Raw genomic sequence first — 26,412 nt, 5'->3', positions numbered from 1 at the left:
CCTGCAGGTATAGGTGATGATCCAAGGGCAATAATTCAATCAAACATTTTCGTCTAACCTTAGAAGCGTTTCACACAGCCCCATCGACCAGCACCTGTAACGACTGCTGCGAGCACCGTTCAATGCGCACCCGCACGCCGTAAACGTCGGCAAACAGCGTCGGGTCAAGCACCTCATCCGCCATGCCACTGGCGTACAAGCGGCCCTGGCGCAACACGGCAATGTGGTCGGCAAACCGCGCGGCGAGGTTGATGTCGTGCAGCACCACCACGGCGATCAGGTTGTGTTCGCGCACCAGCCCACGCACGCAGTCCATGACCTTCAACTGGTAATTGAGGTCGAGGGCGCTGGTGGGTTCGTCGAGCAACATCACCTGTGGGCGGCGCGCGATGAGTTGGGCGAGGCTGACCAGCTGGCGTTGGCCACCGGACAAGGTGCTTAACAGTTGATCGGCCAGGTGTGCGATGCCGATGCGTTGTAACGCCTCAAACGCTTCACGCAGACAGGCCTCGTTGGACAAGGGAATGCCTTCGACATGGGCCACGCGCAATGCGGCGATCACGCTTTCCATCACGCTGAGGCTCAGGCCCGGCGGCAGGTTTTGCGGCATGTACGTGACGCGGCGCGCCCGCTCGGCCACGGACATGGCCGAAAGGTCCAGCTCACCCAGCCTTACCACGCCTTGCATCTTTTCCAGCCCGGCCACGGCGCGCAGCAAGGTCGACTTACCGGCGCCATTGGGGCCGATCAGCGCGGTCAGGCTGCCGTGGGGCAGGGTAGGCAAGCTCAGGTCATGCACGATTTGCCGCCGGCCATAACTGACGTTGGCGTTGTGCACCGATAAGCCCTGGTTCATAGCTGCCTCCCGCGCTTGAACACCAGCACCACGAAAATCGGCACGCCCACCAACGCGGTGACGATGCCGACCGGCACGATCACGCCCGGCATGATCAGCTTGCTGGCAATCGACGACAGCGCCAGCAGCAACGCGCCGGTCAAGGCGCTGGCGGGCAGCAGGAAGCGTTGGTCTTCACCCACCAGAATCCGCGCGATATGCGGACCGACCAGACCGATAAAACCGATCGTGCCTACAAACGCCACGGCGGTGGCCGACAACAAGCTGATGCGCAGCAACGAGAAAAAACGCAGGCGCTTCACGTCCACGCCAAAGCTTTGTGCGCGGTCTTCGCCCATGCGCAGCAGGGTCAGGCGCGGTGCGGCGGCGATAGAAAACGGCATCACCACCGCCACGACCAACGCGAGGATGCCGAGTTTGTCCCAGTTGGCGCGGGTCACGCTGCCCAAGGTCCAGAACACCAGTTGCTGCAAGACATCTTCAGTGGCAACCAGTTGCAGCAGGGCCACGACGGCATTGCAACTGAACACCAGCGCGATGCCGAACAACACCAGGCTTTCCACGCCCGCGCCGCGCAGGCGCGACATGGCTTGCAGCAAAAATACCGAGGCCGCCGCGAAGATAAAGGCCGAGATGGAAATCGCCGTGTTGGCCGACACCCACAACGTGGTCACCGGAAACACGATGACCAGCGACGCGCCCAATGCGGCGGCCGACGACACGCCGAGGGTAAACGGGCTGGCCAGTGGGTTATTCAGGATCGCCTGCATCTCAGCCCCGGCCAGCGACAACGCGCAGCCCACCAGCACGGCCATCAGCGCGTAGGGCAAGCGCACATTCCAGATGATGACGTGGTCGGTGGCGCTGAGGTGCGAGGGGTGCAGGATGCCGTCGAGCAAAGCCGGCAGGCCCATGCCCGACGGGCCACTGGCCAGGTCCACCAGCATCGCGCAGACCAGCGCCGTGCCCAGCAGTGCCAGCAGCCAGGCGCGGCGTGCCAGCAAGCGGCGGTAGCCGTGAGTGGCACTGGCGAGGTCGAGGGTTTGAGTGGTCATTTGGCTCACACACATTTAACAAACGATGAACATCCAGATGTGGGAGCTGGCTTGCCGGCGATAGCGGTGTATCAGTCGACTGATTCAGTGGCTGACACTCTGCTAACGCAGGCAAGCCAGCTCCCGCACTGACTGCATTCCAACAGGGCGATAAGCGTTACTGGGCTTTTGCGTCAATCCAGTAAGCACCCTGCAACGGCATGCCCAGGAACTGCTGGTTGATTTGCGCCATGGTCGCCTGCGGGTCAAGCGTGGCGAACAGCCGCGGGTGCACCCATTTGGCCAGCGCTTCGATCGCCAGCAGGTTGTACGGCGAGTTGTAGAAGTCATGCCACAGGCCGTGGGCATTGCCCTCGCGGATGGCCCGAAGATTGGCGAATTCCGGCCGCGCCAACACCCGATCAAACGCCTCACGTGCTTCATCAGGGCTTACGCCAGCGCCCAGGATCAGCCCAGGCTTGTGATTGCCGGTGGCCACGTACACGTCCGGATCGGCTTTCAGCGCGTACTCGACGCTGATATCGCCCAGCGCACCCGGCACCACATCGGCGGCGATATTGCGCCCGCCGACCAGCTTGATCACTTCACCCATGCCGCTTTTGCCGGTGGTGTGCCCAGGTGCCTGCCAGGCACCGGCCAGCAGTTCCAGAAACACGCTCGGGCGCGGCCCCGCCGGCAGCGTGGCGACGGCGTCGGTGATGACTTTGATGTGCTGGTCATAGAAGGCCAGGAAGGCGTTGGCCTGGGCTTCACGCCCCAGCGCCTGGCCCAGCGCGATCATGCTGGTGTGGGTGCCTTGCACCGGGTTGATACGGAAATCGACGAACAACACCGGGATGCCGGCCTTGGCCAGCACGTCAGCCACCGCACTGTGTTCGGTCGGCCCGTGGCCGGAAATGCTGAACACCGCCAGGTCAGGTTTGAGCGAGAGAATTTCCTCGGCGCTGACGCTTTGCTCGGAGGCTTGCCCTATCAACGGGATGTCTTTGACCGTCGCAAACTTCGCCACATAGGCGTTGTAGGTGTGCGGGTCCAGCAGCTTCAAGTCGTTCTGCCAGCCAACGATGCGCTGGAACGGCGCGTCCTTGTCGAGCAAGGCAAATGCCGAAATCAAGCGACCTTCGCCGAGCACCACGCGTTTGACGTCATCCTTTACCTCGACCTTGCGGCCCAGCACGTCGGTGACTTCATGGGCGGCGGCGGTTTCGGCATGGCCGAGCACCAGCGCGGCGAACAGCACGCCGAGCTTGAGCACGTTACGGGGTTTGAACATGGCGGAGGCTCCTGATGCGGGAAAGTTAGAACTCATAATCGACACTGGCGGTGAGGGTGCGGCCGGCGCCCGGGATGCCGTAGAGCTGGAAGCCGTCGAGGGATGCGCCGACCTGGCTGTACGGTCAGGCTTTGCTCGGACGAAAAGCCGCGAATCGAAAACAGGTCGCCCCAGCCCAGGTTGCCTTCACCGGACATGAAGGTGATGCCCGGCACGTTGCGCAACACTTCCTGCAGGGTTTGCGCGTTCCGCTCTTTAAGCACTTGCTGCGGCACGATGGTCCCGCTTTGCGGCGCGTCTAGCAGCGGCTGGCTGATTTTCGCCGAGGTCACCCGGTCGACTTTGAAGGCGGAGGTGGTTTCTTCGCCGTCGACCTTGATTTGCGGCAGGCTCACCACCGAATCGTCAGGCGTGGCGGTGCGCGCATCGGCCCAGGCAGTCGGTGCGACAATGCCGGCAGCGAGAAAGCCGAACATCGGTGCCAGGGTGGTGTGCAGCGTGTGACGGTGCGGGGTGGGCAGTGACATGGGCAGTGATCCGAGTCTAAATTACAATTACTCTCATTTAGCTTCGGTAGTCTAAAGAGCGATTCGGCCCGCCATACTCCGGGTTTGTATCGCTGATGCGTGATTATGGTTTCCCACAACATTCCATTACATTTGCGCTTACCACTGGCTGAGCTTTCGGCTATCTCCTGCGTTTTGAGTTTTCGGATTGACTGCCCATGGCAAAGCTTGACCACCTGTTGATCGTTGATGACGACCCGCAAATCCGCCAACTGCTCTGCGACTATTTGAGTGACGCGGGCTTTCAGGTGTCCACCGCCGCTGACGGCAAGGAAATGCGCCGCCGCCTGGCGCTGAATGTGATCGACCTGATCGTGCTCGACCTGATGCTGCCCGGCGAAGACGGCCTGAGCCTGTGCCGCGAGCTGCGGGTCAGCTCCAACACGCCGGTGGTGATGCTCACGGCCAAGGGCTCGTTGATCGACCGCATCGTCGGCCTGGAAATCGGCGCCGACGACTACCTGCCCAAACCCTTCGACCCGCGTGAATTGCTGGTGCGCATCAAGGTGGTGTTGCGCCGGGTACAGAGTTTTCCGGACCGTGCGCGCCTGGATGAGGCGCCGAGCATTCGGTTCGCGGGCTGGCAACTCGACACCCGGGCGCGGCAACTGCTCAGCCCCGAAGGCGTGGTGGTCAGCCTGGGCAATTCGGATTACCGCGTGTTGCGCCTGTTGTTGCAGCATCCGAATCGCCCATTGAGCCGCGACTTTCTGCTCAACCATGTGTTCGACAAGGACAGCACGCCGTTCGACCGCTCCATCGACGTGTGCGTCAGCCGCCTGCGCTCGCAGCTGCCGGCGTGGCTGATCAAGACCGTGCGCAACGAGGGTTACATGCTCACCGCCGATGACGTGGTGCTGGGCGCGTGAGGCTGCTGCCGCGTTCGCTGTTCGGGCGCCTGGTGCTGATTCTGGTCAGCGGCATGCTCGCGGCCCAGGCGTTGACCAGCAGCATCTGGTACGACCGGCGTCATGGCCAGGTGCTGGAAATCCCCGCACGGCTGATCGCCACGCGTTTGGCGGACGTGGTGCGCCTGATGCACAGCGATCCGCAGCAGGCCGACCAGTTGATCCAGCTGCTTGATGCGCCGCACTTTCGGCTGACCTTGAGCGACCAGGCCAGCAACACGCCCAGCACGCTCAACGACAGCGACCGGCCCACCGAACGCCTGATCAACCATGTGTTGGCGCAGAAAACCGGCTACGCGCAAACCTTGAGCCTTTTACGCCTGTCGTTGGTCGACGGCCAAGGGCGGACCGCCGGGCTCTCAACCTTACTCAGCTCCAAACCGGTGGTCGGGCAGTTTCTGATCGACCTGCGCCTGCCCGATGGGCGCTGGTTGCACGTGGACGCCAGTGAAGAGCAGGGCTGGACCAGTACCTCACCGCTGGACCTGTGGTTCGATTACGTGATGCGCATCTATTTGCTGCGGGTGCTGGTGCTGGTGGTCATCGCCCTGGTGGCGGTGCGCCTGGCCATCCGCCCGCTGAATGCCCTGGCCAAGGCCGCCGAGGCGCTGGGTCGGGACATCCAGCGCCCACCGTTACCGGTGGATGGCCCGACTGAAGTGCGCCGCGCCGCCCAGGCGTTTAATGCGATGCAGCAACGGCTGATCGCCAATATCGCCGAGCGCACGCGCTTTCTTGCGGCCATTTCCCACGACCTGCGCTCGCCGATCACACGCCTGCGTTTGCGCACGGAAATGCTCGAAGACACGCGCACCCAGGAGCGTTTTCGCAGCGACCTGGAAGAAATGGAACACATGGTGGCCAGCACCCTGGACTTTGTCAGCAGCGGTGAGATCAACGAGACGCGACAGAACATCGACATCAATGCCTTGCTGCAAAGCCTGCAGGCGGACCTGGAGGACGTGGGCGAAAGCGTGACCATCATTGGCCGCGCGAAGCAGCCGCTGCCGGGGTATGCGCGCAGTCTCAAGCGCTGTGTGCAGAACTTGCTGGAAAACGCGGTGCGCTATGGTAGCGAGGTGGTGGTGCAGGTTGAGGATCAGGCGGACAGTTTGAGGATCGTTATCAGTGACCGTGGCCCGGGGATTCCCCAGGAGCAGTTGGAGCAGGTGATGGAACCGTTTTACCGGGTGGAAGGCTCACGCAATGCCGAGACGGGCGGGTATGGGTTGGGGTTGAGCATTGCGCATACGATTGCGCGGGCGCATGAGGGGCGGTTGAGTTTGAGTAATCGGGAAGGCGGCGGCTTGGAGGTGGTGCTGCTGTTGTGGCGAGCGGGCTCGCCCCGCGTTGGGGTGCGAAGCAGCCCCAAAACCTGAGATTGCGTTCTGTTTGAGGAAACGCGTTGATCTTATTGGGGCTGCTGCGCAGCCCAACGCGGGGCAAGCCCGCTCGCCACAATAAGCCGGCTTGCCATAGCAAGCCGGCTTCTGCGGGCGCAGGGCATCAGGCCCCGTGGCACTTCTTGAATTTTTTCTCGCTGCCGCATGGGCAAGGATCGTTGCGGCCGACGTCTTTCAGGGCGTTGCGCACCGGCTCCTGGTGAGCGTGGCCGCAGTTCGGGCCGTGGACATGGCCGTGGTCATGATCATGGTGGTCGTGATCGTGGTTGCAGTCAGGACCATGGACATGGGGTTGCTGAGTCATCGATGTCGCTCCGGAATAAAATCGCCGGGGATTATCTCGCCATTGTGGTTCACCTGCACGTCATTACCGATGAATAATCCGGTTTTCAGCTCGCCTTCCAGGCGATAGGGCACGGGTTTGCTCGGGTTTTTAAGCATCTGTACCACATCGCGTATCTGCGGCCAGAGGTTGGTCCGCACCTTCACCCGGAAAAAAGCGTGGCCGCGCGGTGGTACGGTCAGCCATTCGTTGGACTCGCCCTCGGTCAGCACAAAATCGCCCAGGCTGACTTTATAGATCAGGCCGCGCACCGTGAGGTCGGCGTCGTCGCGGTTATCCACGCGAAAGTACAGCTTGAAGCGCTGCTCGAGCAATTTGGCGCGCACCACTTCAACCTTCACCAGCGAGACATGAGGCGGGGGCGCGCTGTCCTCGAACCAGGACGCGCACCCGGTGAGGCCCAAGGTCAACGCCAGCATCAAGCTGTACATCCGGAGCATGGCGTTTTCCCTGTCAGTTGATTAGAGGTAGCTGGAGCAACACTTCTTGAATTTCTGCCCACTGCCGCACAAACATACATCATTGCGCCCGGCCTTCACCTCCACTGTCGGGTCGATGAAGTACCAGCGCCCCTCATTCTGTACGAAAGAGGACTGCTCGCGGTGGCTGTGTTCCCCGGTGCTGTCATGCCAGCGAGCGGTGAACGTCACGAACGCATGCTCCGGCTGGCCGCCAAACACTTCGGAGCTTTCCACTTCAAGGCCGAGCCAGGTGCTCTGCGCACTCCAGGCGCCGATGGCGGCGCGGTCCAGTCCGGCTTGTTGCGCGGGCAAAGTAGTGGCTACCAGGTAGTCCACCAAACCCAGCACGTAGGCGCTATAGCGCGAGCGCATCAACGCGGTGGCGCAGGGCGCCGGGTGGCCGGCGTGATAATGGCCGCAGCACGCATCCAGCAGATTGCCGCTGCCACACGGGCAAATGGATGTACTCATGGTTACCACCAATACTTTCCGAAGTTTTCCGGGTTGGCCCAGAAGCGGGCGTTGAGCCAGTCCGGCACTTGTTTATAGTCAAGCAGATCATAGGTAAACAGCGTCAGAACCTGATCATCACGCTGGAAACGCTCACCGGCTTGCAGCGCCAGAGAGAAAAAATCGGTTTCCTTCCAGCCGCAGGCGTTCAGGTCTGCCAGCACCGCAATGCGACTGGCATTGAGGTTGCGAATGCCGCCGAGCAGCGTCAGGCCTTGCGGTTTTGACAGGTGCTCCAGGCAATCGACCACCAGCGCCAGGTCAAAACGCTGCGCCGCAAGTTCTGCCGGTAACGGCCCGGGCGCGGCAATCGCTACCTGGGTGTCCGGGTGCTCGGCCTCAAAGGCCTCCAGCGCCGGGAACTGGCTGGCACCCAACAACAACAGGCGTTTGGGCTGGTGCAAATCCAGCAAGGCGGCCAGCGCTTGCTGTGGCGTACGGGAAGAAATACCAGCGGTCATCAGAGATCCTCACATCAGGACCCTAGAGACTAGCGCGGCTGAGCGTGCGGGCCTAGAGCGGGCGGCGTGCAAAAGTCCTGCACACAGGGCGATCTCCAATAAATACGGGGGTGCGGCGCAGTGGCGCAGATGAAAAGAGCGGTCTTTACTCCACCCGTCGGCCCCCGCCGATCCCCTCAGGAGAAATCAGATGAGCATCATGCGGACAGCTCTACCCTTGGTTCTGCTAACCGGAGTATTGACAGGTTGCGCAGGTTTGCAAAAAACCGATTGGCCCACCTGTGCAGCCGTCGGTGGTGTGACCGGCGCAGCGATTGGCGCCACTCAAAGTTCGGCATACGCGGGTTATGGCGCGCTGCTGGTCGGCGGCATGGCGGGCGCCTATTGCTGGGTGCACGGTGATGGCGACGAAGATGGCGATGGCGTGCCGGACAGCCGCGACAAGTGCCCGGGCACGCCTAAGGGCGTGCAGGTTGATGTCAACGGCTGCCCACCTGTGCCAGTGGCGGCCGTGGTGGAAGAGGTGGTCGTGGTCAAGGAAGAAACCATCGTGATCCGCGATGTGCACTTTGAGTTCGACTCGGCCAGGCTGACGGCGGCGGACAAAACCAAGCTCGACACCATCGCCACGCGCCTCAAACGTGAAGCTCCGAGCGCGCAGCTGCGGGTCAGCGGGCATACCGACAGCGTCGGCAAAGACGCCTACAACCAGAAACTCTCGGAAAAACGCGCGCACTCGGTCACCGATTACCTGGTGAGCGCGGGCGTGCCGCGCAGCAACTTTGTATCGGTGGTGGGCGCGGGTGAAAGTCAGCCGGTGGCCGATAACAAAACCGCTGACGGTCGAGCCTTGAACCGTCGTGTGGAAATCAAAATCAACCGCTGACGGCCTTTGCCCCTGTGGGAGCCACAGGGGCATTGCTGGCGATCCTCGCCGAAACCGCAAGCAAACCGTGCCTTTATCAAGTTTTTTCATCCTTCACTGGCAAATCGCCTGCAGAAGTCGGTACTGTGCGCCCAAAGAATAATAGGCAGGGGCATGCAGGATGAAGGTGTTTTGGGGGCTGGGAAAGTTTTTGACGTTGCTGTTCTGGGTTGTGGTGGTGGTCAATTTATTGCGGCCGCTCGCCAATCCGTTTCACCTGTTGGTCAGTCTGGCCGGCAGTCTGCTGTTGCTTACTCATCTGTTGGAATTGCTGTTGTTCAACAGCAGCCTGAAACACCGTGCCCACCCCTGGCGTGACCGCCTGCAGATTCTGCTGGTGGGGATGTTCCATGTGCGGGGCCTGTCGGCGCCTGCCGTTATTGATGAAGCAAACAAGGAGGCCAATCATGCGTAAGGTTTTTCTGTTGGCCCTGTTGGTCAGCCCCATTGCCCTGGCGCAGAGCGTCAGTGTTGAAACCAACTCGCTGATGCGCCTGCCCAGCAGCACCAACGTTTTGCAGCTCGAACGCCTGGATGTGGCGGATTACGGCACGTTGCTGGTTCCGGCGACCATCAGCCAAGTGACGGTGGATGAGCTGCATTTGGGCCGTGAAGCGCGGATCGCCATCGCCCCCGGCAATACCGCGCTGCAGTTGCAGGTGCGTAATGCGCAACTGGAACATGGCAGCCAGATCACTTCGCGCGGTGCTCCCGGCACCCACGAAAGGCCCGCCAAGGCGGGGCGTGACTTGGTCCTGCGCATCAACGCGCTGACCGCCGATGAACTGTCGGTGGACGCCCGTGGCGGCGCCGGCGCCCAAGGCTATGCCGGCCTGGATGGCGCCAATGGCGTGGACCCGGGCTGCACCTGGGGTTCAGCCGGGCGCGGCGCCAATGGCGACAATGGCGGTGATGGCCTGCCAGGCGCAGCGGGCGCGACCGTACGCGTCGAGCTGCCGCAGAGCTTCCCGGCCGAGCAGATCAAGGTCTGGGTGGATGGCGGTGCGGGCGGTTTGGCCGGCACGGCCGGTAAACCGGGCAAAGGTGGGCAATCCAAGGGCTGCCTGGTGTACCGCGCCGATGGTGGCCAGAAGGGCCGGCCAGGGCTGGAAGGGCAACCGGGGCCGGCTGGGCCTGCGGGTGCTGTGACGATCCAAAGGCTCTAACGCATCACTGTGGCGAGCGGGCTTGCCCCGCGTTGGGCTGCGAAGCAGCCCCAATAAGGCCACCGCGTCTTTACAGATGTTACGCGCCGTCTGGTTTCAGGGCTGCTTCGCAGCCCAACGCGGGGCAAGCCCGCTCGCCACTGTAGTCGGCAGCTTCAGAACATCGGCCGAGCCGAAGCAATCGCCACCACCACCAGGCCGATAATCAGATTAATCCCCACCAGCTTGCGATGGTGACCAGAAGGGCATGGGACTATCCAAAGGCTCTAACGCCTCATTGTGGCGAGCGGGCTTGCCCCGCGTTGGGCTGCAAAGCAGCCCCAATAAGGCCACAGCGTCTTTACAGATGTTACGCGCCGTCTGGTTTCAGGGCTGCTTCGCAGCCCAACGCGGGGCAAGCCCGCTCGCCACAGTAATCGGCAGTTTCAGAACATCGGCCGAGCCGAAGCAATCGCCACCACCACCAGGCCGATAATCAGGTTAATCCCCACCAGCTTGCGAATCTGCCCCAGCGCAGCCGCACCCGCCGGCCAGTCCTCGGCCGCTACCGCTGTGCGCAGTTCCGGAAATTTCAACGCCTGGATACGGATAAACAGCGCAGTCATCACCAGATACAAGCCCATCATCACCTGCACATAGCGCGGTGCGGTCTCAAAACCACTGAAGCGCAGTTGGAGCAGGCCGATGCCGCTGATCGGCAAAACCAGCACCGCCACCCAGACCCACACGAAAAAACGTTGAAACACATTCGCCCACAGCTTGAGCCGGGCAGGGCCCTCAAGTGCCGCCATGGCGGCGGGGCGCAGGATCATCCAGGCGAAAAACATACCGCCGACCCATACCAGGGCGGCCAATACATGCAGGGTGTAAGCGAGGCTAAACGCGGTCATTGTGGTACTCCGTTCTGCGCGGGATTAATTAGCGGGGTATGATAGCGGCCGATCCGAACCACTGAAAATTTATCCAGCGTTTTTTGCGCCCGACTATCCATGATCAGCACTGAACTCAAAACCACGATCCAGGGCGCCTATTCGCGTTTTCTCGAAGCCAAGAGCTTGAAACCGCGCTACGGCCAACGCCTGATGATCGCCGAAGTGGCCAAAGTCCTCGGGGATATCGACACCGATGACGAAGGTCGGCGCAGTGGCGACCCCGCGGTCGTGGCCGTCGAGGCCGGCACCGGTACCGGCAAGACCGTGGCCTACAGCCTGGCCGCGATTCCTACCGCCAAGGCCGCCGGCAAGCGCCTGGTGATCGCCACCGCCACCGTCGCCCTGCAGGAGCAGATCGTCTACAAAGACCTGCCCGACCTGATGCGCAACAGCGGCCTGAACTTCACCTTCGCCCTGGCCAAGGGCCGTGGGCGCTACATGTGCCTGTCCAAGCTCGACGTATTGCTGCAGGAAGGTCACGCCCAGACCGCCACGGCATCGCTGTTCGAAGAGGAAGGCTTCAAGATCGAGGTTGATGAAGTCAGCCAGAAGCTGTTTACCAGCATGATCGAGAAACTTGCCGGCAACAAATGGGATGGCGACCGCGACAGCTGGCCCACCGCCCTGGAAGACGCCGACTGGGCGCGCCTGACCACCGACCACAGCCAGTGCACCAACCGGCATTGCCCCAACTTCGGCCAGTGCGCCTTCTACAAGGCCCGCGAGGGCATGGGCAAGGTCGATGTGATTGTCACCAACCACGACATGGTCCTGGCTGACCTGGCCCTGGGCGGCGGCGCTGTGTTGCCGGACCCGCGCGACACCCTTTACGTATTCGACGAAGGGCACCACTTGCCCGATAAGGCCATCGGCCATTTCGCCCACTACACCCGTTTGCGTTCCACCGCCGACTGGCTTGAAACCACCGCCAAGAACCTGACCAAATTGCTCGCCCAGCACCCGTTGCCCGGCGATCTGGGCAAGCTGATCGAGCAGGTGCCGGAGCTGGCGCGCGAGATCAAGACCCAGCAGCAATTCATGTTCAGCGCCTGCGAGCAGGTCGCCGACTTCAAGCCCGGCGAAGACGTCGAAGGCCGCGAACGGCCGCGTCATCGCTTCGTCGGCGGCTTGATCCCCGAGCACATGCGTGAAATGGGTATCGAGCTGAAGAAAGGCTTCTCACGGCTGACCGACCTGTTCACCCGCCTGACCGACCTGCTCAAGGAAGGCATGGACGGCGAGGTCAACATCGGTATCGCCAGCAACCAGGCCGAGGAATGGTACCCCCTGTTCGGCAGCCTGCTGTCGCGCGCCCAGGGCAATTGGGAGCTGTGGACCGCCTTTACCGTCGAAGACCCCGAAGACAACCCGCCCATGGCGCGCTGGCTGACCTTGTCCGAAAGCGGTGCGCTGTTTGATATCGAGGTCAACGCCAGCCCGATCCTCGCCGCCGAAATGCTGCGCCGCAACCTGTGGAACGTGGCCTACGGCTGCCTGGTGACCTCGGCCACGCTGACCGCGCTGGGCACTTTCGACCGCTTCCGCATGCGTGCCGGCCTGCCGAAAAAGGCCGTCACCGCCGTGGTGCCGAGCCCGTTTCACCATGCCGATGCCGGTGTGCTGCGAGTGCCGGACCTCAAGGCCGACCCTCGCGACGCGGCCGCGCACACCGCCGCGATCATCCGCGACTTGCCGGACCTGGTGGAAGGTTCACGCGGCACCCTGGTGCTGTTCTCCTCGCGTAAACAGATGCAGGACGTGTTCGACGGCCTTGACCGTGACTGGCGCAAGCAGGTGTTCATCCAGGGCAACCTGTCCAAGCAGGAAACCCTGAACAAGCACAAAGCGCGTGTTGATGGCGGTGATTCCAGCGTGTTGTTCGGCCTGGCCAGTTTCGCCGAAGGCGTGGACTTGCCCGGTGCCTACTGTGAACACGTGGTGATCGCCAAGATCCCGTTCTCGGTACCGGATGACCCGGTCGAGGCGGCCTTGGCCGAATGGATCGAAGCCCGTGGCGGTAACCCGTTCATGGAAATCTCGGTGCCGGATGCTTCCTTGAAGCTGGTCCAGGCCTGCGGGCGCTTGCTGCGTACCGAGGAAGACCGGGGCACCATCACCTTGCTCGACCGCCGTTTGGTCACGCAACGCTATGGCAAGGCTATCCTCAATGCTTTGCCGCCTTTCAGGCGCGAAATTTCTTAAACCACTGTGGGCGAATTCGCCCACTTCGTGGTCTATCTCACTGCCAACGCTTTACGTCATCAGGCCATTCACCGGCCGTTTGGGAGAACCTTGTTCGTATGATTCGCACGCTGCCCGCTCTGTTTGCCTTGTTGTTCGCCGCGCCCTTGATGGCCGCGCCTGCCGGGCAACAAACGCTGTTCAATTTCGTCCGGCCTGCCGATGTGGTCAAGGTCGCGACCCAGGACGCGAGCCTGCCGCAATACAACGCCGAACAAACCGCTGAGGGCGAGGTGCTGCGCCGCATCACCTTCAACCCGGCGGCCGAACCGAGCCTGGTGCTCAGCCCGCAGACCGGCGTGTGGGACTGGTCGCAGTCCGGCGCCATGAGCCTGCGTATCCAAAGCGCCATGGACTGGGCGCTGACCCTCTACGTCAAGGTGCAGAGCACAGACGGCCAGACGCTGGTCAGCCGCATCGACCTGCCGGCCGGCCCCGCCCAAACCCTGCTGATTCCGCTGCAGGCCAACTCGCCGCTGAGCCAGGGCATGAAGGCCGGGCCGCCGATGCCGATTACCGTGGAGGGCCAGCGTGTGCTGTTGGCCAGCAGCGCCGGGGCAATCGATCGTAGCCAGGTGGCGTCGGTCACCCTGTCGATGATCAAGCCCAACGCAGCCCAAAGCATCCTGCTGGAACGCTTCGGCGTGCAGGACAGCGAGCCGGTGCTAAAGGCTGCTTACAGCGCGCTGGTGGATGCGTATGGTCAGTCCACGCGCGCGCGTTGGCCGGAAAAAGTCAGCAGCGACGAACAACTCAAAGCCGCAGCGGCCAAGGAGCAGCAACAGCTCAAGGGCTGGCTGGCTGAGCGCGACAAGTCTGCCCTGGACCAATATGGCGGCTGGAACAAAGGCCCGGCGTTCGAAGCAAGCGGCTTTTTCCGCACCGAGAAGCGCGACGGGCGCTGGTACCTGGTGACGCCGGAAGGCCATCCGTTCTACTCCCTGGGCGTCAATACGGTTGCCCCGGACGATAACCAAACCTACGTGGCCGGCCGCGAATGGATGTTTGCCGCGCTGCCCAAGTCCGGTGAGCCGTTCGACAAGTATTACGGCAGTGCGGATAACCGTGGCGGCAACGGCGCTGACCAGGGCCGGGGCTTTAATGTGGGGCGTTGGTACGACTTCTATGGCGCCAACCTGCAGCGCACCTATGACACGCAGGGTTTTGACCACAAGCGCTGGGTCACGCACACGCTGGACCGCCTGCAAGCCTGGGGTTTCAACACCGTGGGCAACTGGAGCGACGAGGATTTGGCCAGCGCCGACCGCGTGCCGTACACCTTGCCGCTGTCGATTGTCGGTGACTACGCCAGCATCAGCACCGGCACTGACTGGTGGGGCGGCATGCCTGACCCGTTCGACCCGCGTTTCGCCATGGCCACCGAGCGCGCGGTGGCGATCGCGGCCCGCGATCACCGCGATGACCCGTGGCTGATCGGCTTTTTTGCCGACAACGAGCTGGCCTGGGCCGGCCCTGGCGACGATCCAAAATCGCGTTACGCCCTGGCCTACGGGACCTTGCGCATGACCACCGACGTGCCGGCCAAACGTGCGTTCCTCAAACAACTGCGTGACAAATACCGCAACGAAGAAGGCCTCTCCAAAGCCTGGGGCATTCACCTGTCGGGCTGGGAGCTGATGGAAGACCCCGGCTTCGAGCCGCCGATGCCGAGCCCTGAGCACCCGGAAATCGAAGCGGACTTCAAATACTTCCAGAAGACCTTCGCCGATGCCTATTTCAAGACCATCTCCGATTCCTTGAAGTGGCACGCGCCCAACCAGTTGCTGCTGGGTGGCCGCTACGCCGTCAGCACCCCGGAAGCCGTAGCGTCCTGCGCCCAGTATTGCGATGTGCTGAGCTTCAACATGTACACCCTCAAGCCTCAGGACGGTTACGACTTCGCCGCCCTGCGCGCGTTGGATAAGCCGGTACTGATCACCGAGTTCAACTTCGGCTCGGCGGATCGCGGTCCGTTCTGGGGCGGCGTGACTCAGTTGGCCAAGGAAGAAGACCGTGGCGTGGCGTACAGCAACTTCCTCAAGCAAGCCATGGCCGAGCCGTCGATCGTCGGCGTGCATTGGTTCCAATACCTGGATCAACCGGTGACGGGGCGTCTGCTGGACGGTGAAAACGGCCACTTTGGCCTTGTAGGCATCACGGATGTGCCGTTCCAGGGCTTTGTCGACAGCGTGCGCAAGAGCAACCTGGCGGCCGTCGACCAACTGGGCAAGGAAGCCGAAAAAGCCAAGGCCGCCAGCGGGGTGCGTGAGAGCGAAGCCGGCAAGTCGGGGCACGACGGCAGAGGCGCGGGGCAGGGCGCCGGGCATGCTGGCGGTCACTCTGGAAATGGCCATTGATTCATATTTGACGGGTTCACAAAACCGCCAATGACTGGAACAATGTCGGCCACTTATTACGGTGTTTTCCGAGGCGGCTTAGGTGCAGATTCAGGGTCATTACGAGCTCCAGTTCGAAGCGGTACGTGAGGCATTCGCCGCGTTGTTCGATGACCCGCAGGAGCGTGGTGCCGGGCTGTGTATTCAGATCGGCGGCGAAACCGTCGTCGACCTGTGGGCCGGCACCGCCGACAAGGACGGTGCTGAGGCCTGGCACAGCGACACCATCGTCAACCTGTTTTCCTGCACCAAGACCTTCACCGCCGTGACGGCCCTGCAATTGGTGGCCGAGGGCAAGTTGCAACTCGACGCCCCTGTCGCCAACTACTGGCCCGAGTTTGCCGCAGCCGGTAAAGAAGCCATCAGCCTGCGCCAGCTGCTCTGCCACCAGGCCGGGTTGCCGGCGATTCGCGACATGCTCCCCGCCGAAGCCCTCTATGACTGGCAACTGATGGTCGACACCCTGGCGGCCGAAGCCCCATGGTGGACGCCCGGCCAAGGCCACGGCTACGAGGCCATTACGTATGGGTGGCTGGTCGGTGAATTGTTGCGTCGCGCCGACGGGCGCGGGCCCGGTGAATCAATTGTTGCGCGGGTTGCGCGGCCATTGGGGCTGGACTTTCATGTTGGCCTGGCGGACGAAGAGTTTTATCGCGTTGCGCATATAGCGCGCAGCAAAGGCAATATGGGCGATGAAGCCGCTCAACGATTATTGCAAGTTATGATGCGCGAACCTGCGGCCATGACAACGCATGCATTTGCCAACCCACCGTCTATTCTGACAAGCACTAATAAGCCCGAATGGCGGCGCATGCAGCAGCCGGCGGCAAATGGTCACGGTAATGCGCGTAGCCTGGCGGGGTTTTATAGCGGATTGTTGGACGGTAGTTTGCTCGAAGCGGACATGCTCGAACAATTGACCCGCGAACACAGTATCGGACCGGATAAAACTTTATTGACACAAACCCGTTTCGGCTTGGGCTGCATGTTGGATCAACCGCACTTGCCCAATGCGACGTTCGGCCTTGGCCCACGTGCGTTTGGGCATCCGGGCGCGGGTGGTTCGGTCGGTTTTGCCGATCCGGAACATGATGTAGCATTTGGTTTCGTGACTAATACACTGGGGCCTTATGTACTTATGGACCAGCGTGCACAGAAGTTGGTCGGAATATTGGCCGGTTGTCTGTAAAGAGCTTGCTGTTTCACGTTTTTTTGTTACAAAGGCAACTATAAGAAGGCGCTGAACGAAATTTTGTAACTTTAATGTTCTGTAAGCGTCTGTTTAACGGGTCAACCAGACCCTCCGGTTTTTTCTCATTTTGTGGATATCTCATGTTATCGAACAAGTCCTTGGCACTGGCGCTGTGCCTCACAATTACGGGTTGCGCACAAACTCCACAAAATGATGCCGAAGGTGGGCATTGGTGGTCATTTGGATCAGACAAGGCTGCTACCAAGGACGCAGTAACCAAAACCGACGCCATGCCGGATGCAAAACCAGCCGCTGGCGCCAAGCCTGCAGCCCCGGTTGCCGCCGCCGCTGCTCCAGCGCCTGCCGCTGCTGCCGCCCCTGCGCCCGTAGCCAAGGCCGAGACCGGCTCCAGCTGGTGGCCGTTCGCCTCTAAAAGCGCCGATGAAAAAGCGGCTGATGCCAAGGCCGATCTGAAAGCCGACCTCAAGGCTGCAGACCCGACGACTCCGGCAGTCGCCAAGACCGACACCGACACCAAGTGGTGGTGGCCTTTCGAAAGCAAGCCAAAACCATTGGCCAAGGTCGACGTGACCAACGTGCCGATGCCTGACCCGAAAATCACTCAAGCCTGGCTGGACGACTATGAGCCGCGCCTGCGTGCGGCCATCAAGGACAGCAACCTGCAATTGGAGCGTCGCGAGAACGTATTGGTCGTGATCGCCCCGGTTGATGGCTCTTACAACCCGAAACGCCCGGCGATGCTGCTGCCGGTTACGTTGGGCCCGTTCACTCGCGTGGCCAAGGCGGTTGAAGGCGATCCGAAGACCGCTGTGTTGGTCTTAGGCCACGTCGACACCAATGGTGCCGAGCCCGCGAGCCAGGCGTTGACCCGCGAGCGCGCGCAGTCCATCGCTTCGATTTTCAGTCTCAGCGGCTTGAAGCAGGATCGCCTGATGATGCGTGGCATGGGCGACCTTATGCCGCGGGCTGCCAACGATAGCAATCAGGGGCGTGCGCTGAACCGTCGCATGGAAATCATGTTCACTCAGCGTACAACGATGTTGGCATTGTTGAGCAAGTACAACTCGGGCAAGCCACCGGTTGCGGAAATGGTTGCCGTGCAGACTGCACCCGCTCCCGTACCGGCGCCTGCTGCGAAAAAAGCCGCTCCGGCGAAAAAGGCTCCGGTCAAGAAAGCCGCTGCCAAGCCCGTTGCGAAAAAAGCGGCCGCCAAGCCGGCCGCGAAAAAAGCCGCACCCAAGGCCGACGCTCCAGCGACAAACGACCAGGCGAAAAACTGATCTGCTGAACCAGAAGGATAAAGCCGCATGACCCAGGCACTGGCCGATATGCGCCGTGACTACACACGGGACGGTTTGAGCGAGGCCCAGGCCCCGGGCGAGCCGTTTGCATTGTTCCACCAGTGGTTTGCCGATGCGGTGAAAACCGAGCAGCCACCGGTGGAAGCCAATGCCATGACTCTGGCCACGGTCGACCAGGACGGTCGTCCGCACTGTCGTATCCTGCTGCTCAAGGGCCTGGATACACAGGGTTTTACCTTCTTCACCAATTATCAGAGTGCCAAAGGCGAACAGCTTGCGGCACAGCCGTTTGCAGCCATGACCTTCTTCTGGCCCACCCTTGAGCGCCAGGTGCGCATCGAAGGGCGGGTGGTCAAGGTCACGCCCGAAGAGTCGGATGCTTATTTTCAGGTCCGCCCTTTGGGCAGCCGTCTTGGGGCTTGGGCGTCACCGCAGAGCCGGGTCATCCGTGATCGCGAAGAGCTGCAAGACTTGCTCAAGGCCACCGAGCAGCGTTTCAGCGACATCCAACCCGATTGCCCCGAGCATTGGGGCGGGTATCGCCTGCTGCCCGAGCGCATCGAGTTCTGGCAGGGTCGCGCCAGTCGCTTGCATGATCGCCTCAATTACCGCCTGCAAGCCGGCGAGTGGACTCGTGAGCGCCTCGCGCCCTGAGTTTCACCTTTCGTCACCTCGTTCGAATGTTGCCCGCCACGGCGAAGTCTTTATCCATAAGTCTTCGGCGTGTGCTGCTGCGCGACTACAATAATGATGAGCGCGTCCATGACATTCTTCGGAACAGTTGAGTGCAACCGTTCGTCTATTTTTCTGGTGCTGGCAGTCTGTACTAAGGCTGAATGAAAGCAATTTTCTGCGGTGCTCGCCGTGACAGGCGCCAAGCCGCAGCGTCTAATGAATACCTGTCCTTTGGAGTTGATGCTATGCGTAAGTCCGTTTTACTAGTTGCCTGCTTTACCACCCTGTCGTTGCTGTTGGGTGGCTGCGCCTCGAGTCTGACCGGCGACTCGTACTCCCGTGACGAGGCGCGTCGTGTACAGACCGTTCGCATGGGCACCATTGAATCCCTGCGTCCAGTGAAAATCGAAGGCACCAAGACCCCAATCGGCGGCGCTGCTGGCGCAGTCATCGGCGGCGTTGGCGGCAGCGCTATCGGCGGCGGCCGTGGCAGCATTGTTACCGCCGTGATCGGCGCCGTAGCCGGCGGCCTGCTGGGCTCGGCCACCGAAGAAGGCCTGACCCGCACCCAAGGTGTGGAAATCACCGTTCGCGAAGACGACGGCAGCATGCGTGCCTACGTACAAGCCGTGCAGGAAAATGAAATCTTCCGCATCGGCGACCGTGTACGCATCATGACTGTCGACGGTACCAGCCGCGTTACTCGCTAAACGCCGGCCCTGAAATACAAAACCCCAACCGAGTGATCGGTTGGGGTTTTTTATTGCAAGCGCGGTGTGCCGCGCACGCTGCGTGACGTCAAACCTGGAAGTGCTTGACCATCGTGTTCAACTCATGCGCCAGGCTGGCGAGGGATTGCGAGGCTGCAGTCGTTTGAGTCGAGCCCTCCGCCGACTGAATCGACAGCTGCTGAATGTTCAGCAAGTTGCGATCGACTGCTCGAGCAACGTCGGCTTGTTCCGCCGCCGCCGTGGTAATCACCAGGTTGCGGTCATTGATCTCATCGTTGGCAGCCAGAATGTCAGCCAGCGCTTGTTGCGCCAGCTCCGCCAGCCCCAAGGTTTGCTGAGTCATGGCGCTGCTGTCGAGCATGGTGTTGACGGTGCTGGCCGTGTTGGCCTGAATGCTGCCGATCATCTGCTCGATTTCCTGGGTCGATTGGGCGGTGCGATGGGCCAGTGCACGAACCTCGTCGGCGACCACGGCGAAACCACGTCCGGCCTCACCGGCACGCGCAGCTTCGATGGCGGCGTTAAGCGCCAGCAGGTTGGTTTGCTCGGCAATGGTGCGGATCACATCGAGTACTTTGCCGATGCCTTTAGCCTGTTCGGCGAGGCCGCCAACTTGCCCTGAGCTGACCTCGACCCCACGGGTCAGCGCCTGGATCGAATTCAATGCCTCGCCCATGCGCTGTTGGCCCTTCAACGCAATGCTGCGCGATTCCTGGGACAGGTCGGAGGTCGATGCTGCGTTTCGCGCAACCTCCTCAATCGCAGTGGTCATCTGAGTGACGGCCGTGGCTGCCTGCTCGATTTCGCCATGTTGCTGTTGCAGGTCGCGGCTACCCTCGGCGGTGACGGCATTCAACTCTTCGGCCGCAGCGGCTAGCTGGCTGGATGAGCCGGTGATTTGCCGCAGGGTCTGCACCAGGTTGTTTCGCATGGTTTCTTGCGCCCGCAGCAAGCGGGTGGCTTCGTCGTTGCCCGTAGGGTTTATGGGATGGGTGAGGTCGCCCTTGGCGATGGTTTCGGCCACCTGCACCGCTTCAATGATGGGGCCGGTAATGCTGCGGGTCAGTAACCAGGCCACCAGCACTGTGCCGGCACTGACCAGCAAAATGACGATGGTGATGCCGCTCACCGCATGTTGGTAAGCGCCTACGGAGGTTTGGCCGGCCTGTTCGGCGCCTTTGTTGGCGAGGTCGATCAACTGGTCGAAGTTCTTGGTCATCTGCTCGTAGCTTTCTCGAATGCTGTTGAGAAAGTCGCGGGCGCCGGCTTTGTCGCCCGAGCGCGAGCGCTTGAGCATTTCGGTATGGTTCTTTGCGTAGGCATCCAGGCTTTGGTTGAACACATCCAGACGCGATTTTTCCTCGGATGTGCGTAGCAGCGCGGCATATTGGGTCAGCTGTTCCTTGACGCTTTTCAGGCGGCCAGCGGATTTGTCTTCATAGGTCTGCATCTCCGCATCGCTTGCCGACAGGATGTGCGCCATTTCGCCCAAGCGAAAACGGTCGAGCGACGCGTTGGCCAGGGCCAGAATCCTGACACGCTGCATCCAGTTGTTCTGAATGTCGGCAGCCTGGGACTGGACTTCGCCAATCTGCTTGAGGGCGAACAGACCGAGAAACACACTCAGCGACGCAATAGCTGCGAAGCCAATGAAGGCTCTGGCAGCGATTCTTATATTTCTCAGGAACATGGGATTTTCGCTCGGGCTGGATACGCGTTGGAGAGCTGTGTCGGGCGGGTGTCCCTGGCAGGAACAGTGCTAGCGACACAATCACTAGTCGGCGGCGCGCGCAAAGTCTTTAGGCGTTTGAGGCAAGTGTCCTCTTCAGAAAGAGAAAAACCCCAATCGGGTTCACCGATTGGGGTTTTTGGGTGCCTTCAGAATCCTCAGGCTTTCTTGCGACTCGCCATCGCGGTCACGGCATAACCCATACACGCGGCCAGGATCGACCCGGTGAGAATGCCCATTCGATCCTCCCCGGCGAATTCGCTGGCACCCGGCACGAACGCCAGTGAGCCGACAAACAGGCTCATGGTAAAGCCGATACCGCACAGGATCGCCACCCCGAACACCTGGCCCCAGTTCGCGCCGCTGGGCAGCGCGGCCAAGCCGGTCTTGATAGCGAGCCAGGTGAGGCCGAACACGCCGATGGTCTTGCCGATCAACAGGCCGGCGGCGATGCCCATGGGCACATGGTGAGTGAAGCTTTCCAGGCTCACGCCGGCCAGGGAAACGCCCGCGTTGGCGAAGGCAAACAGCGGCAGGATGGCGTAGGCCACCCACGGGTGCAGGGCGTGTTCCAGTGTCTTCAGGGGCGAGGGCTCGGCATTTTTGGTGCGCAGCGGGATGCAGAAGGCCAGGGTCACGCCGGCCAGCGTGGCGTGCACGCCACTTTTGAGCACACACACCCACAGGATCAGACCGATGATCAGGTAGGGCCCGAGTTTGATCACGCCCAGGCGGTTCATTGCGATCAAGGCAATCAGGCACGCGCCTGCACCCGCCAGAGCAGCACCGGACAGGTCCGCAGAGTAGAACACGGCGATGACGATGATTGCGCCGAGGTCATCAATGATGGCCAGGGTCATCAGGAACAGTTTCAGCGACACCGGCACGCGCTTGCCCAGCAGGGCCAGCACGCCCAGTGCAAAAGCGATGTCGGTGGCCATGGGGATCGCCCAGCCGGAGAGTGCGGCAGGGTAGTCCTTGTTGATCGCCCAGTAGATCAGCGCCGGCACCACCATGCCGCCGATGGCTGCGGCGCCCGGCAGTACCACTTGCGAGGGTTTGGACAGGTGGCCATCGAGCAGCTCGCGCTTTACCTCCAGGCCGATCAGCAGGAAGAACAAGGCCATCAGGCCGTCGTTGATCCACAGCAGGGCAGGCTTGGCGATTTTCAGCGCGCCAATCTGTGCCACCACTGGTACGTCGAGAAAGGCGTTGTAGAGGTGCGACAACGGTGAATTGTTGATGATCAGCGCCAAGGCCGCAGCGGCGATCAACAACAGACCGCTGGCGGCTTCCAGCTGGAAGAAACGGGTGAAAGTGCTACGCAGAGGCAAGGGATGCTCTCCAATCCAGGTTCAATAGGTGGGTACCCTAACCCGTACCGTTAGTTGTTAAAACAAAAGTTATATTCTTATTTGTTATAAGGGGCGGGCAGAGTCGGCGTTGCGCCAGAGCCTAGCAATTGTGTGTCTATTTGAGTCGCCACTGTATCTGTGTGCAGTGTAGGAAACTCCCTAAGATTGGCGCTGAAATCTTTAGAGACGCACCTTATGAGCGACCACCGTACCTGGGCCCGCGAAGCCATTCGCATCATTGAAGCGGACTTCCAGCGCAGCGCCGACACGCACCTGATCCCTTTGCCGTTGCCGGGGTTGCCGGGTATCGAGTTGTACTTCAAGGACGAATCCAGCCACCCCACCGGCAGCTTGAAGCATCGGCTGGCCCGTTCACTGTTTCTGTACGCGCTGTGTAATGGCTGGCTCAAGCCGGGCGCGCCGGTGATTGAGGCCTCCAGTGGATCGACGGCCATTTCGGAAGCGTATTTCGCGCGCCTGCTTGGCCTGCCGTTCATTGCGGTGATGCCGGCCACCACGTCTCAGGAGAAGATTGCCCAGATCGCCTTCTATGGCGGCAAGAGCCATCTGGTGAAGGATCCGACGCAGATTTACGCCGAGTCCGAGCGGTTGGCGCAGGAAAGTGGCGGTCACTTCATGGACCAATTCACCTATGCCGAGCGCGCGACGGACTGGCGGGCGAACAACAATATCGCCGAGTCGATCTTTCAACAGATGCGCTTTGAGCATTACCCCGAGCCGAGCTGGTTGATTTCCAGCCCTGGCACCGGCGGCACCACCGCGACCCTGGGGCGTTACGTGCGCTATCGCCAGCATTGCACCCGCGTGCTGTGCGCCGACGCCGAACGCTCAGTGTTCTTTGACTATTACCAGACGGGCGACGCCAGCTTGCGCCTGGATTGCGGTTCGCGGATCGAAGGGATCGGCCGGCCACGCGTCGAGGCGTCGTTTTTGCCCAAGGTGATTGATGCGATGGTCAAGGTGCCGGATGCGCTGTCACTGGCAGCCATGCATTACCTGGCCGAGCGTCTGGGGCGGCGGGTCGGTGGTTCCAGCGGGACTAACCTGATCGGTGCCTTGGTGGCGGCCCAGCAGATGCAAGCGGCGGGGGAGTCTGGGTCGATCGTGGCGATTTTGTGTGACGGGGGAGAGCGGTACGCCACTACTTACTACGATCAGGCGTGGCTCGCCGGGCAAGGGTATGCGTTGAGCGGGCTGATTGCGGCTGTTGCGGCCAGTGTTGAACGCGGTGAGCCGTTGCCGGAGACAATCCTGCGCGCAAACATCTGAACACCGGCAAAAACCAATGTGGGAGCTGGCTTGCCTGCGATGGCAGAGTCTCAGTCGCCGAACTTATCGACTGAACCACCGCCATCGCAGGCAAGCCAGCTCCCACCTTTGATCGGTGTTGGCTGTAACAGAGTGCTTAGGCCTCGATGCCCAACATATCCCGCGCCAGCGCCTCGGCAATCCGAATTCCGTCAACGCCCGCCGACAGAATCCCACCGGCATAACCCGCACCTTCACCGGCCGGGAACAGACCTTTCACGTTCAAGCTCTGCATCGACTCGTTACGGGTAATCCGTAGCGGCGAGGACGTGCGCGTCTCGATCCCGGTCAGCACCGCATCGTGCAACGAGTAGCCTTTGATCTGCTTCTCGAACGCCGGCAAGGCTTCACGAATTGCTTCGATGGCAAAGTCCGGCAAGGCCAGGGCCAAGTCACCCAGCGACACGCCGGGCTTGTAGGACGGTTCCACGCTGCCGATGGCCGTGGACGGCTTGCCCGCGATGAAATCCCCCACCAGTTGCGCCGGGGCCTCGTAGTTGCTGCCGCCGAGGATGTAGGCGTGGGACTCCAGGCGCTCCTGCAACTCGATACCCGCCAGCGGGCCACCCGGGTAATCCACCTCCGGCGTGATGCCGACGACGATGCCGGAGTTGGCATTGCGTTCGTTACGCGAGTATTGGCTCATGCCGTTGGTTACCACGCGGTTCGGCTCGGACGTGGCCGCCACCACCGTGCCGCCCGGGCACATGCAGAAGCTGTAGACCGAGCGGCCGTTCTTGGCGTGGTGCACCAGCTTGTAGTCGGCCGCGCCGAGTTTCGGATGCCCGGCGTATTTGCCCAGGCGCGCCGCGTCGATCAGCGATTGCGGATGTTCAATCCTGAAGCCCACCGAGAACGGCTTGGCCTCCATGTACACGCCACGCCCGTGCAGCATGCGGAAGGTGTCGCGGGCGCTGTGGCCCAGGGCCAGGATCACGTGCTTGGAGAGCAGTTGCTCGCCACCGTCGATAACCACGCCGTTCAGCTGGCCGTCTTCGATCAGCACATCGGTAACGCGCTGTTCGAAACGCACTTCACCGCCCAGGGCGATGATCTGCTGGCGCATGTTTTCGACCACGCCGGTCAGGCGGAACGTGCCGATGTGCGGCTTGCTGACGTAGAGGATCTCTTCCGGCGCACCGGCCTTGACGAACTCGTGCAGGACCTTGCGACCGTGGAATTTCGGGTCCTTGATCTGGCTGTAGAGTTTGCCGTCGGAGAAGGTCCCGGCGCCGCCTTCACCAAACTGCACGTTGGACTCGGGGTTGAGCACGTTTTTGCGCCACAGGCCCCAGGTGTCTTTGGTGCGCTGGCGCACTTCTTTGCCGCGCTCGAGGATGATCGGCTTGAAGCCCATCTGCGCGAGCAGCAGCCCGGCGAAGATCCCGCACGGACCAAACCCCACCACGATTGGCCGTTCGACCAGGCCTTCCGGCGCCTGACCCACCACCTTGTAGCTGACATCCGGCGCCGGGTTGACGTTGCGGTCATCGGCGAACTTGAGCAGCAGGGCGGCTTCGCCTTTCACGTTCAGGTCGATGGTGTAGATGAAGCACAGCTCCGACGACTTTTTGCGGGCGTCATAGCTGCGTTTGAACAGGGTGAAATCGAGCAGGTCATCACTGGCGATGCCCAGGCGCTGCACGATGGCAGGCCGCAGGTCTTCTTCGGGATGGTCGATGGGCAGCTTGAGTTCGGTGATTCGTAACATGACGGGATCCGGTAGGCGGCAGACAAAAAGGCCGGCTGTTTTGCAAACCGGCGATTATAAGCCCCAAAGGCGGTTTTCCGACACGTTAAAACAGCGTTGGGCCGAATCAGTCGTCGCGAGAACCGCCGAATGCCGCGCAACCACGCTGCACTTGGCCGTTGACGCGCAACTCGGCGGTCATGTGTTGCAGGCTGCCGCTGACGCTGTCGATGCAACGCTGCGGCGCGACCCAGAGTTCGATGTGCTGGTTATTGGCTTCGGTCATCAGGTTGAAACGGCCGTCGCCCAGTTGCTCTTCCACAAAAGGCACCGCCAGTGGTGGCTGGCCTTCGCGCTCCAGCACCATGCCCTTGGCGGTCACATTCATCGCCCAGGCGGGTTTATGGCCATTGGCGCGCAGCACCATGCGCTTGAAGTCCGGGTCGTTGCACGCCGAGGTCGAACGCTCCATGCGATAAAGCTGTTGCAGCTCTACCGACCCCTGGGTGCCAGTGGCAACCCCGGAGAACTTGCCGCGCAAGTCGGCAAACAGTGCGCCCTGTTGGCCAGCCAGTGAGGCGGCTTCCTGCAGGATGCTAGTGCCGCCGGCATCGTTGACCACGTAGTTGCGTTTGTCACCGCAAGGCTGGAACAACAGCTTGCCGTCAACGGCCGTCAATTCACCCTGCATGCGGGTCAACCCGGCGGTAGACGGCTTTGCCGGCTCGCTCTCGAACATCTGGCAAGCGGTGAACAGAGGCAGCAGGGCAAACAGAACTAGGGTACGGGCGGCGCGCATTTATCGGGTCTCCAAACAAGTGCCGCCACGTTACGCAGGCTGACGCCGCACCACAACCCCAGCGCCCTGCTTCAGGCAAATCTGACAGACGCCG

25 protein-coding genes are annotated in these 26,412 nt (G+C 61.6%); 12 read left to right on the top strand and 13 right to left on the bottom strand.

All coding sequences use genetic code 11. From position 1 onward, the window contains the following. Positions 1 to 70: 70 nt before the first annotated feature. The 4 genes from ACP7B3_RS26140 to ACP7B3_RS26125 all read right to left on the bottom strand — a co-directional run bounded on the left by ACP7B3_RS26140 (position 71) and on the right by ACP7B3_RS26125 (position 3,711). Positions 71 to 856: an ABC transporter ATP-binding protein gene (locus ACP7B3_RS26140; protein WP_426181933.1), complete on the bottom strand. Its 786-nt coding sequence runs from the start codon at positions 854 to 856 to the stop codon at positions 71 to 73. After that, positions 853 to 1,911, bottom strand: coding sequence for a FecCD family ABC transporter permease (locus tag ACP7B3_RS26135; protein WP_426181930.1), 1,059 nt, complete (start codon positions 1,909 to 1,911; stop codon positions 853 to 855). Before ACP7B3_RS26135 ends, ACP7B3_RS26140 begins: the two co-directional genes overlap by 4 nt. Before the next feature lie 157 nt (positions 1,912 to 2,068). Continuing rightward, positions 2,069 to 3,184, bottom strand: a complete 1,116-nt coding sequence (locus ACP7B3_RS26130; RefSeq protein WP_426181927.1) for an ABC transporter substrate-binding protein — start codon at positions 3,182 to 3,184, stop codon at positions 2,069 to 2,071. Between the two features lie 32 nt (positions 3,185 to 3,216). Further along, the gene (locus ACP7B3_RS26125; protein WP_426181924.1) at positions 3,217 to 3,711 is read right to left on the bottom strand and encodes a TonB-dependent receptor plug domain-containing protein; all 495 of its coding nucleotides are present in this window, start codon (positions 3,709 to 3,711) and stop codon (positions 3,217 to 3,219) included. A 197-nt stretch (positions 3,712 to 3,908) separates the two neighbouring features. Here ACP7B3_RS26125 and ACP7B3_RS26120 point away from each other — a divergent pair, with 197 nt between their 5' ends. Next, positions 3,909 to 4,619, top strand: a complete 711-nt coding sequence (locus ACP7B3_RS26120) for a response regulator (protein WP_426181921.1) — start codon at positions 3,909 to 3,911, stop codon at positions 4,617 to 4,619. Next, positions 4,616 to 6,037 (top strand): ATP-binding protein, encoded by a 1,422-nt coding sequence (locus ACP7B3_RS26115; protein WP_426181918.1) that lies wholly within the window; start codon positions 4,616 to 4,618, stop codon positions 6,035 to 6,037. The genes ACP7B3_RS26120 and ACP7B3_RS26115 overlap by 4 nt, the downstream gene beginning before the upstream one ends. 127 nt (positions 6,038 to 6,164) lie before the next feature. Here the strand turns inward: ACP7B3_RS26115 and ACP7B3_RS26110 are convergent, their stop codons facing one another. Genes ACP7B3_RS26110 through ACP7B3_RS26095 form a run of 4 tightly spaced genes read right to left on the bottom strand, consistent with a single transcriptional unit; the run spans position 6,165 to position 7,836 of the window. Beyond that, the gene (locus ACP7B3_RS26110) at positions 6,165 to 6,365 is read right to left on the bottom strand and encodes an SEC-C metal-binding domain-containing protein (RefSeq protein WP_003189235.1); all 201 of its coding nucleotides are present in this window, start codon (positions 6,363 to 6,365) and stop codon (positions 6,165 to 6,167) included. Then, positions 6,362 to 6,844 carry an LEA type 2 family protein gene (locus tag ACP7B3_RS26105; protein ID WP_145161943.1) on the bottom strand — a complete coding sequence of 161 codons (483 nt, stop codon included), beginning with the start codon at positions 6,842 to 6,844 and terminating at the stop codon, positions 6,362 to 6,364. Before ACP7B3_RS26105 ends, ACP7B3_RS26110 begins: the two co-directional genes overlap by 4 nt. Before the next feature lie 21 nt (positions 6,845 to 6,865). Next, on the bottom strand, positions 6,866 to 7,336 hold the full coding sequence (locus tag ACP7B3_RS26100; protein ID WP_016970360.1) for a YchJ family protein: 471 nt from the start codon (positions 7,334 to 7,336) through the stop codon (positions 6,866 to 6,868). Between the two features lie 2 nt (positions 7,337 to 7,338). Beyond that, positions 7,339 to 7,836: a DUF6231 family protein gene (locus ACP7B3_RS26095; RefSeq protein WP_145161948.1), complete on the bottom strand. Its 498-nt coding sequence runs from the start codon at positions 7,834 to 7,836 to the stop codon at positions 7,339 to 7,341. A 190-nt stretch (positions 7,837 to 8,026) separates the two neighbouring features. Here ACP7B3_RS26095 and ACP7B3_RS26090 point away from each other — a divergent pair, with 190 nt between their 5' ends. The 3 genes from ACP7B3_RS26090 to ACP7B3_RS26080 all read left to right on the top strand — a co-directional run bounded on the left by ACP7B3_RS26090 (position 8,027) and on the right by ACP7B3_RS26080 (position 9,927). Then, positions 8,027 to 8,722 (top strand): OmpA family protein, encoded by a 696-nt coding sequence (locus tag ACP7B3_RS26090; RefSeq protein WP_369300778.1) that lies wholly within the window; start codon positions 8,027 to 8,029, stop codon positions 8,720 to 8,722. A gap of 160 nt (positions 8,723 to 8,882) precedes the next feature. Next, complete coding sequence (locus ACP7B3_RS26085) at positions 8,883 to 9,176, top strand: DUF1145 domain-containing protein (RefSeq protein ID WP_404487245.1); 294 nt, start codon at positions 8,883 to 8,885, stop codon at positions 9,174 to 9,176. Further along, complete coding sequence (locus ACP7B3_RS26080; RefSeq protein WP_145161956.1) at positions 9,169 to 9,927, top strand: collagen-like protein; 759 nt, start codon at positions 9,169 to 9,171, stop codon at positions 9,925 to 9,927. The genes ACP7B3_RS26085 and ACP7B3_RS26080 overlap by 8 nt, the downstream gene beginning before the upstream one ends. Before the next feature lie 425 nt (positions 9,928 to 10,352). On the opposite strand, the gene ACP7B3_RS26075 is transcribed toward ACP7B3_RS26080, so the two are convergent. Next, complete coding sequence (locus ACP7B3_RS26075; RefSeq protein WP_119738805.1) at positions 10,353 to 10,817, bottom strand: CopD family protein; 465 nt, start codon at positions 10,815 to 10,817, stop codon at positions 10,353 to 10,355. A gap of 99 nt (positions 10,818 to 10,916) precedes the next feature. Between ACP7B3_RS26075 and dinG the strand changes: the two genes are divergently transcribed. The 6 genes from dinG to ACP7B3_RS26045 all read left to right on the top strand — a co-directional run bounded on the left by dinG (position 10,917) and on the right by ACP7B3_RS26045 (position 19,395). Next, positions 10,917 to 13,061, top strand: coding sequence for an ATP-dependent DNA helicase DinG (gene dinG, locus ACP7B3_RS26070; RefSeq protein WP_119738807.1), 2,145 nt, complete (start codon positions 10,917 to 10,919; stop codon positions 13,059 to 13,061). A gap of 98 nt (positions 13,062 to 13,159) precedes the next feature. Beyond that, positions 13,160 to 15,457 carry a beta-galactosidase gene (locus ACP7B3_RS26065; protein ID WP_426181910.1) on the top strand — a complete coding sequence of 766 codons (2,298 nt, stop codon included), beginning with the start codon at positions 13,160 to 13,162 and terminating at the stop codon, positions 15,455 to 15,457. Positions 15,458 to 15,539: 82 nt separating this feature from the next. Continuing rightward, the gene (locus ACP7B3_RS26060) at positions 15,540 to 16,685 is read left to right on the top strand and encodes a serine hydrolase domain-containing protein (RefSeq protein ID WP_426181907.1); all 1,146 of its coding nucleotides are present in this window, start codon (positions 15,540 to 15,542) and stop codon (positions 16,683 to 16,685) included. 143 nt (positions 16,686 to 16,828) lie between these two features. Then, positions 16,829 to 17,989 carry an OmpA family protein gene (locus ACP7B3_RS26055; protein ID WP_242194247.1) on the top strand — a complete coding sequence of 387 codons (1,161 nt, stop codon included), beginning with the start codon at positions 16,829 to 16,831 and terminating at the stop codon, positions 17,987 to 17,989. 27 nt (positions 17,990 to 18,016) lie between these two features. Then, positions 18,017 to 18,664, top strand: a complete 648-nt coding sequence (pdxH, locus tag ACP7B3_RS26050; protein ID WP_106577117.1) for a pyridoxamine 5'-phosphate oxidase — start codon at positions 18,017 to 18,019, stop codon at positions 18,662 to 18,664. Between the two features lie 266 nt (positions 18,665 to 18,930). After that, positions 18,931 to 19,395, top strand: coding sequence for a glycine zipper 2TM domain-containing protein (locus tag ACP7B3_RS26045; protein WP_003189251.1), 465 nt, complete (start codon positions 18,931 to 18,933; stop codon positions 19,393 to 19,395). 88 nt (positions 19,396 to 19,483) lie between these two features. On the opposite strand, the gene ACP7B3_RS26040 is transcribed toward ACP7B3_RS26045, so the two are convergent. Together ACP7B3_RS26040 and nhaA are read right to left on the bottom strand one after the other, a co-directional pair. Next, a complete protein-coding gene (locus ACP7B3_RS26040) occupies positions 19,484 to 21,106 on the bottom strand; it encodes a methyl-accepting chemotaxis protein (protein ID WP_242194245.1) in 1,623 nt (540 codons plus the stop codon). A gap of 197 nt (positions 21,107 to 21,303) precedes the next feature. Further along, complete coding sequence (gene nhaA, locus ACP7B3_RS26035; RefSeq protein ID WP_145161981.1) at positions 21,304 to 22,479, bottom strand: Na+/H+ antiporter NhaA; 1,176 nt, start codon at positions 22,477 to 22,479, stop codon at positions 21,304 to 21,306. Between the two features lie 216 nt (positions 22,480 to 22,695). On the opposite strand from nhaA, the gene ACP7B3_RS26030 reads away from it, so the two are divergent. Beyond that, positions 22,696 to 23,790 (top strand): PLP-dependent cysteine synthase family protein, encoded by a 1,095-nt coding sequence (locus ACP7B3_RS26030; protein ID WP_242194240.1) that lies wholly within the window; start codon positions 22,696 to 22,698, stop codon positions 23,788 to 23,790. A gap of 136 nt (positions 23,791 to 23,926) precedes the next feature. On the opposite strand, the gene ACP7B3_RS26025 is transcribed toward ACP7B3_RS26030, so the two are convergent. Continuing rightward, positions 23,927 to 25,540: an NAD(P)/FAD-dependent oxidoreductase gene (locus ACP7B3_RS26025; RefSeq protein ID WP_179606714.1), complete on the bottom strand. Its 1,614-nt coding sequence runs from the start codon at positions 25,538 to 25,540 to the stop codon at positions 23,927 to 23,929. A 106-nt stretch (positions 25,541 to 25,646) separates the two neighbouring features. Further along, the gene (locus ACP7B3_RS26020; RefSeq protein WP_106577112.1) at positions 25,647 to 26,318 is read right to left on the bottom strand and encodes a COG3650 family protein; all 672 of its coding nucleotides are present in this window, start codon (positions 26,316 to 26,318) and stop codon (positions 25,647 to 25,649) included. Between the last annotated feature and the right edge of the window lie 94 nt (positions 26,319 to 26,412).

The organism is Pseudomonas sp. TWRC1-2, assembly GCF_049896685.1.
Taxonomy (GTDB): domain Bacteria; phylum Pseudomonadota; class Gammaproteobacteria; order Pseudomonadales; family Pseudomonadaceae; genus Aquipseudomonas.
This window is presented reverse-complemented; position numbering and strand designations above follow the sequence as displayed.

Bases quoted from the DNA above. Each gene is read 5' to 3' on its own strand.
- ACP7B3_RS26095 (WP_145161948.1), bottom strand. From the start codon at position 7,836: ATGACCGCTGGTATTTCTTCCCGTACGCCACAGCAAGCGCTGGCCGCC.
- ACP7B3_RS26075 (WP_119738805.1), bottom strand. From the start codon at position 10,817: ATGACCGCGTTTAGCCTCGCTTACACCCTGCATGTATTGGCCGCCCTG.
- ACP7B3_RS26055 (WP_242194247.1), top strand. From the start codon at position 16,829: ATGTTATCGAACAAGTCCTTGGCACTGGCGCTGTGCCTCACAATTACG.
- ACP7B3_RS26130 (WP_426181927.1), bottom strand. From the start codon at position 3,184: ATGTTCAAACCCCGTAACGTGCTCAAGCTCGGCGTGCTGTTCGCCGCG.
- ACP7B3_RS26080 (WP_145161956.1), top strand. From the start codon at position 9,169: ATGCGTAAGGTTTTTCTGTTGGCCCTGTTGGTCAGCCCCATTGCCCTG.
- ACP7B3_RS26110 (WP_003189235.1), bottom strand. From the start codon at position 6,365: ATGACTCAGCAACCCCATGTCCATGGTCCTGACTGCAACCACGATCAC.
- ACP7B3_RS26045 (WP_003189251.1), top strand. From the start codon at position 18,931: ATGCGTAAGTCCGTTTTACTAGTTGCCTGCTTTACCACCCTGTCGTTG.
- ACP7B3_RS26100 (WP_016970360.1), bottom strand. From the start codon at position 7,336: ATGAGTACATCCATTTGCCCGTGTGGCAGCGGCAATCTGCTGGATGCG.
- pdxH (WP_106577117.1), top strand. From the start codon at position 18,017: ATGACCCAGGCACTGGCCGATATGCGCCGTGACTACACACGGGACGGT.
- ACP7B3_RS26105 (WP_145161943.1), bottom strand. From the start codon at position 6,844: ATGCTCCGGATGTACAGCTTGATGCTGGCGTTGACCTTGGGCCTCACC.
- ACP7B3_RS26040 (WP_242194245.1), bottom strand. From the start codon at position 21,106: ATGTTCCTGAGAAATATAAGAATCGCTGCCAGAGCCTTCATTGGCTTC.
- ACP7B3_RS26025 (WP_179606714.1), bottom strand. From the start codon at position 25,540: ATGTTACGAATCACCGAACTCAAGCTGCCCATCGACCATCCCGAAGAA.
- ACP7B3_RS26030 (WP_242194240.1), top strand. From the start codon at position 22,696: ATGAGCGACCACCGTACCTGGGCCCGCGAAGCCATTCGCATCATTGAA.
- dinG (WP_119738807.1), top strand. From the start codon at position 10,917: ATGATCAGCACTGAACTCAAAACCACGATCCAGGGCGCCTATTCGCGT.
- ACP7B3_RS26090 (WP_369300778.1), top strand. From the start codon at position 8,027: ATGAGCATCATGCGGACAGCTCTACCCTTGGTTCTGCTAACCGGAGTA.
- ACP7B3_RS26135 (WP_426181930.1), bottom strand. From the start codon at position 1,911: ATGACCACTCAAACCCTCGACCTCGCCAGTGCCACTCACGGCTACCGC.
- ACP7B3_RS26125 (WP_426181924.1), bottom strand. From the start codon at position 3,711: ATGTCACTGCCCACCCCGCACCGTCACACGCTGCACACCACCCTGGCA.
- ACP7B3_RS26065 (WP_426181910.1), top strand. From the start codon at position 13,160: ATGATTCGCACGCTGCCCGCTCTGTTTGCCTTGTTGTTCGCCGCGCCC.
- ACP7B3_RS26120 (WP_426181921.1), top strand. From the start codon at position 3,909: ATGGCAAAGCTTGACCACCTGTTGATCGTTGATGACGACCCGCAAATC.
- ACP7B3_RS26020 (WP_106577112.1), bottom strand. From the start codon at position 26,318: ATGCGCGCCGCCCGTACCCTAGTTCTGTTTGCCCTGCTGCCTCTGTTC.
- ACP7B3_RS26140 (WP_426181933.1), bottom strand. From the start codon at position 856: ATGAACCAGGGCTTATCGGTGCACAACGCCAACGTCAGTTATGGCCGG.
- ACP7B3_RS26085 (WP_404487245.1), top strand. From the start codon at position 8,883: ATGAAGGTGTTTTGGGGGCTGGGAAAGTTTTTGACGTTGCTGTTCTGG.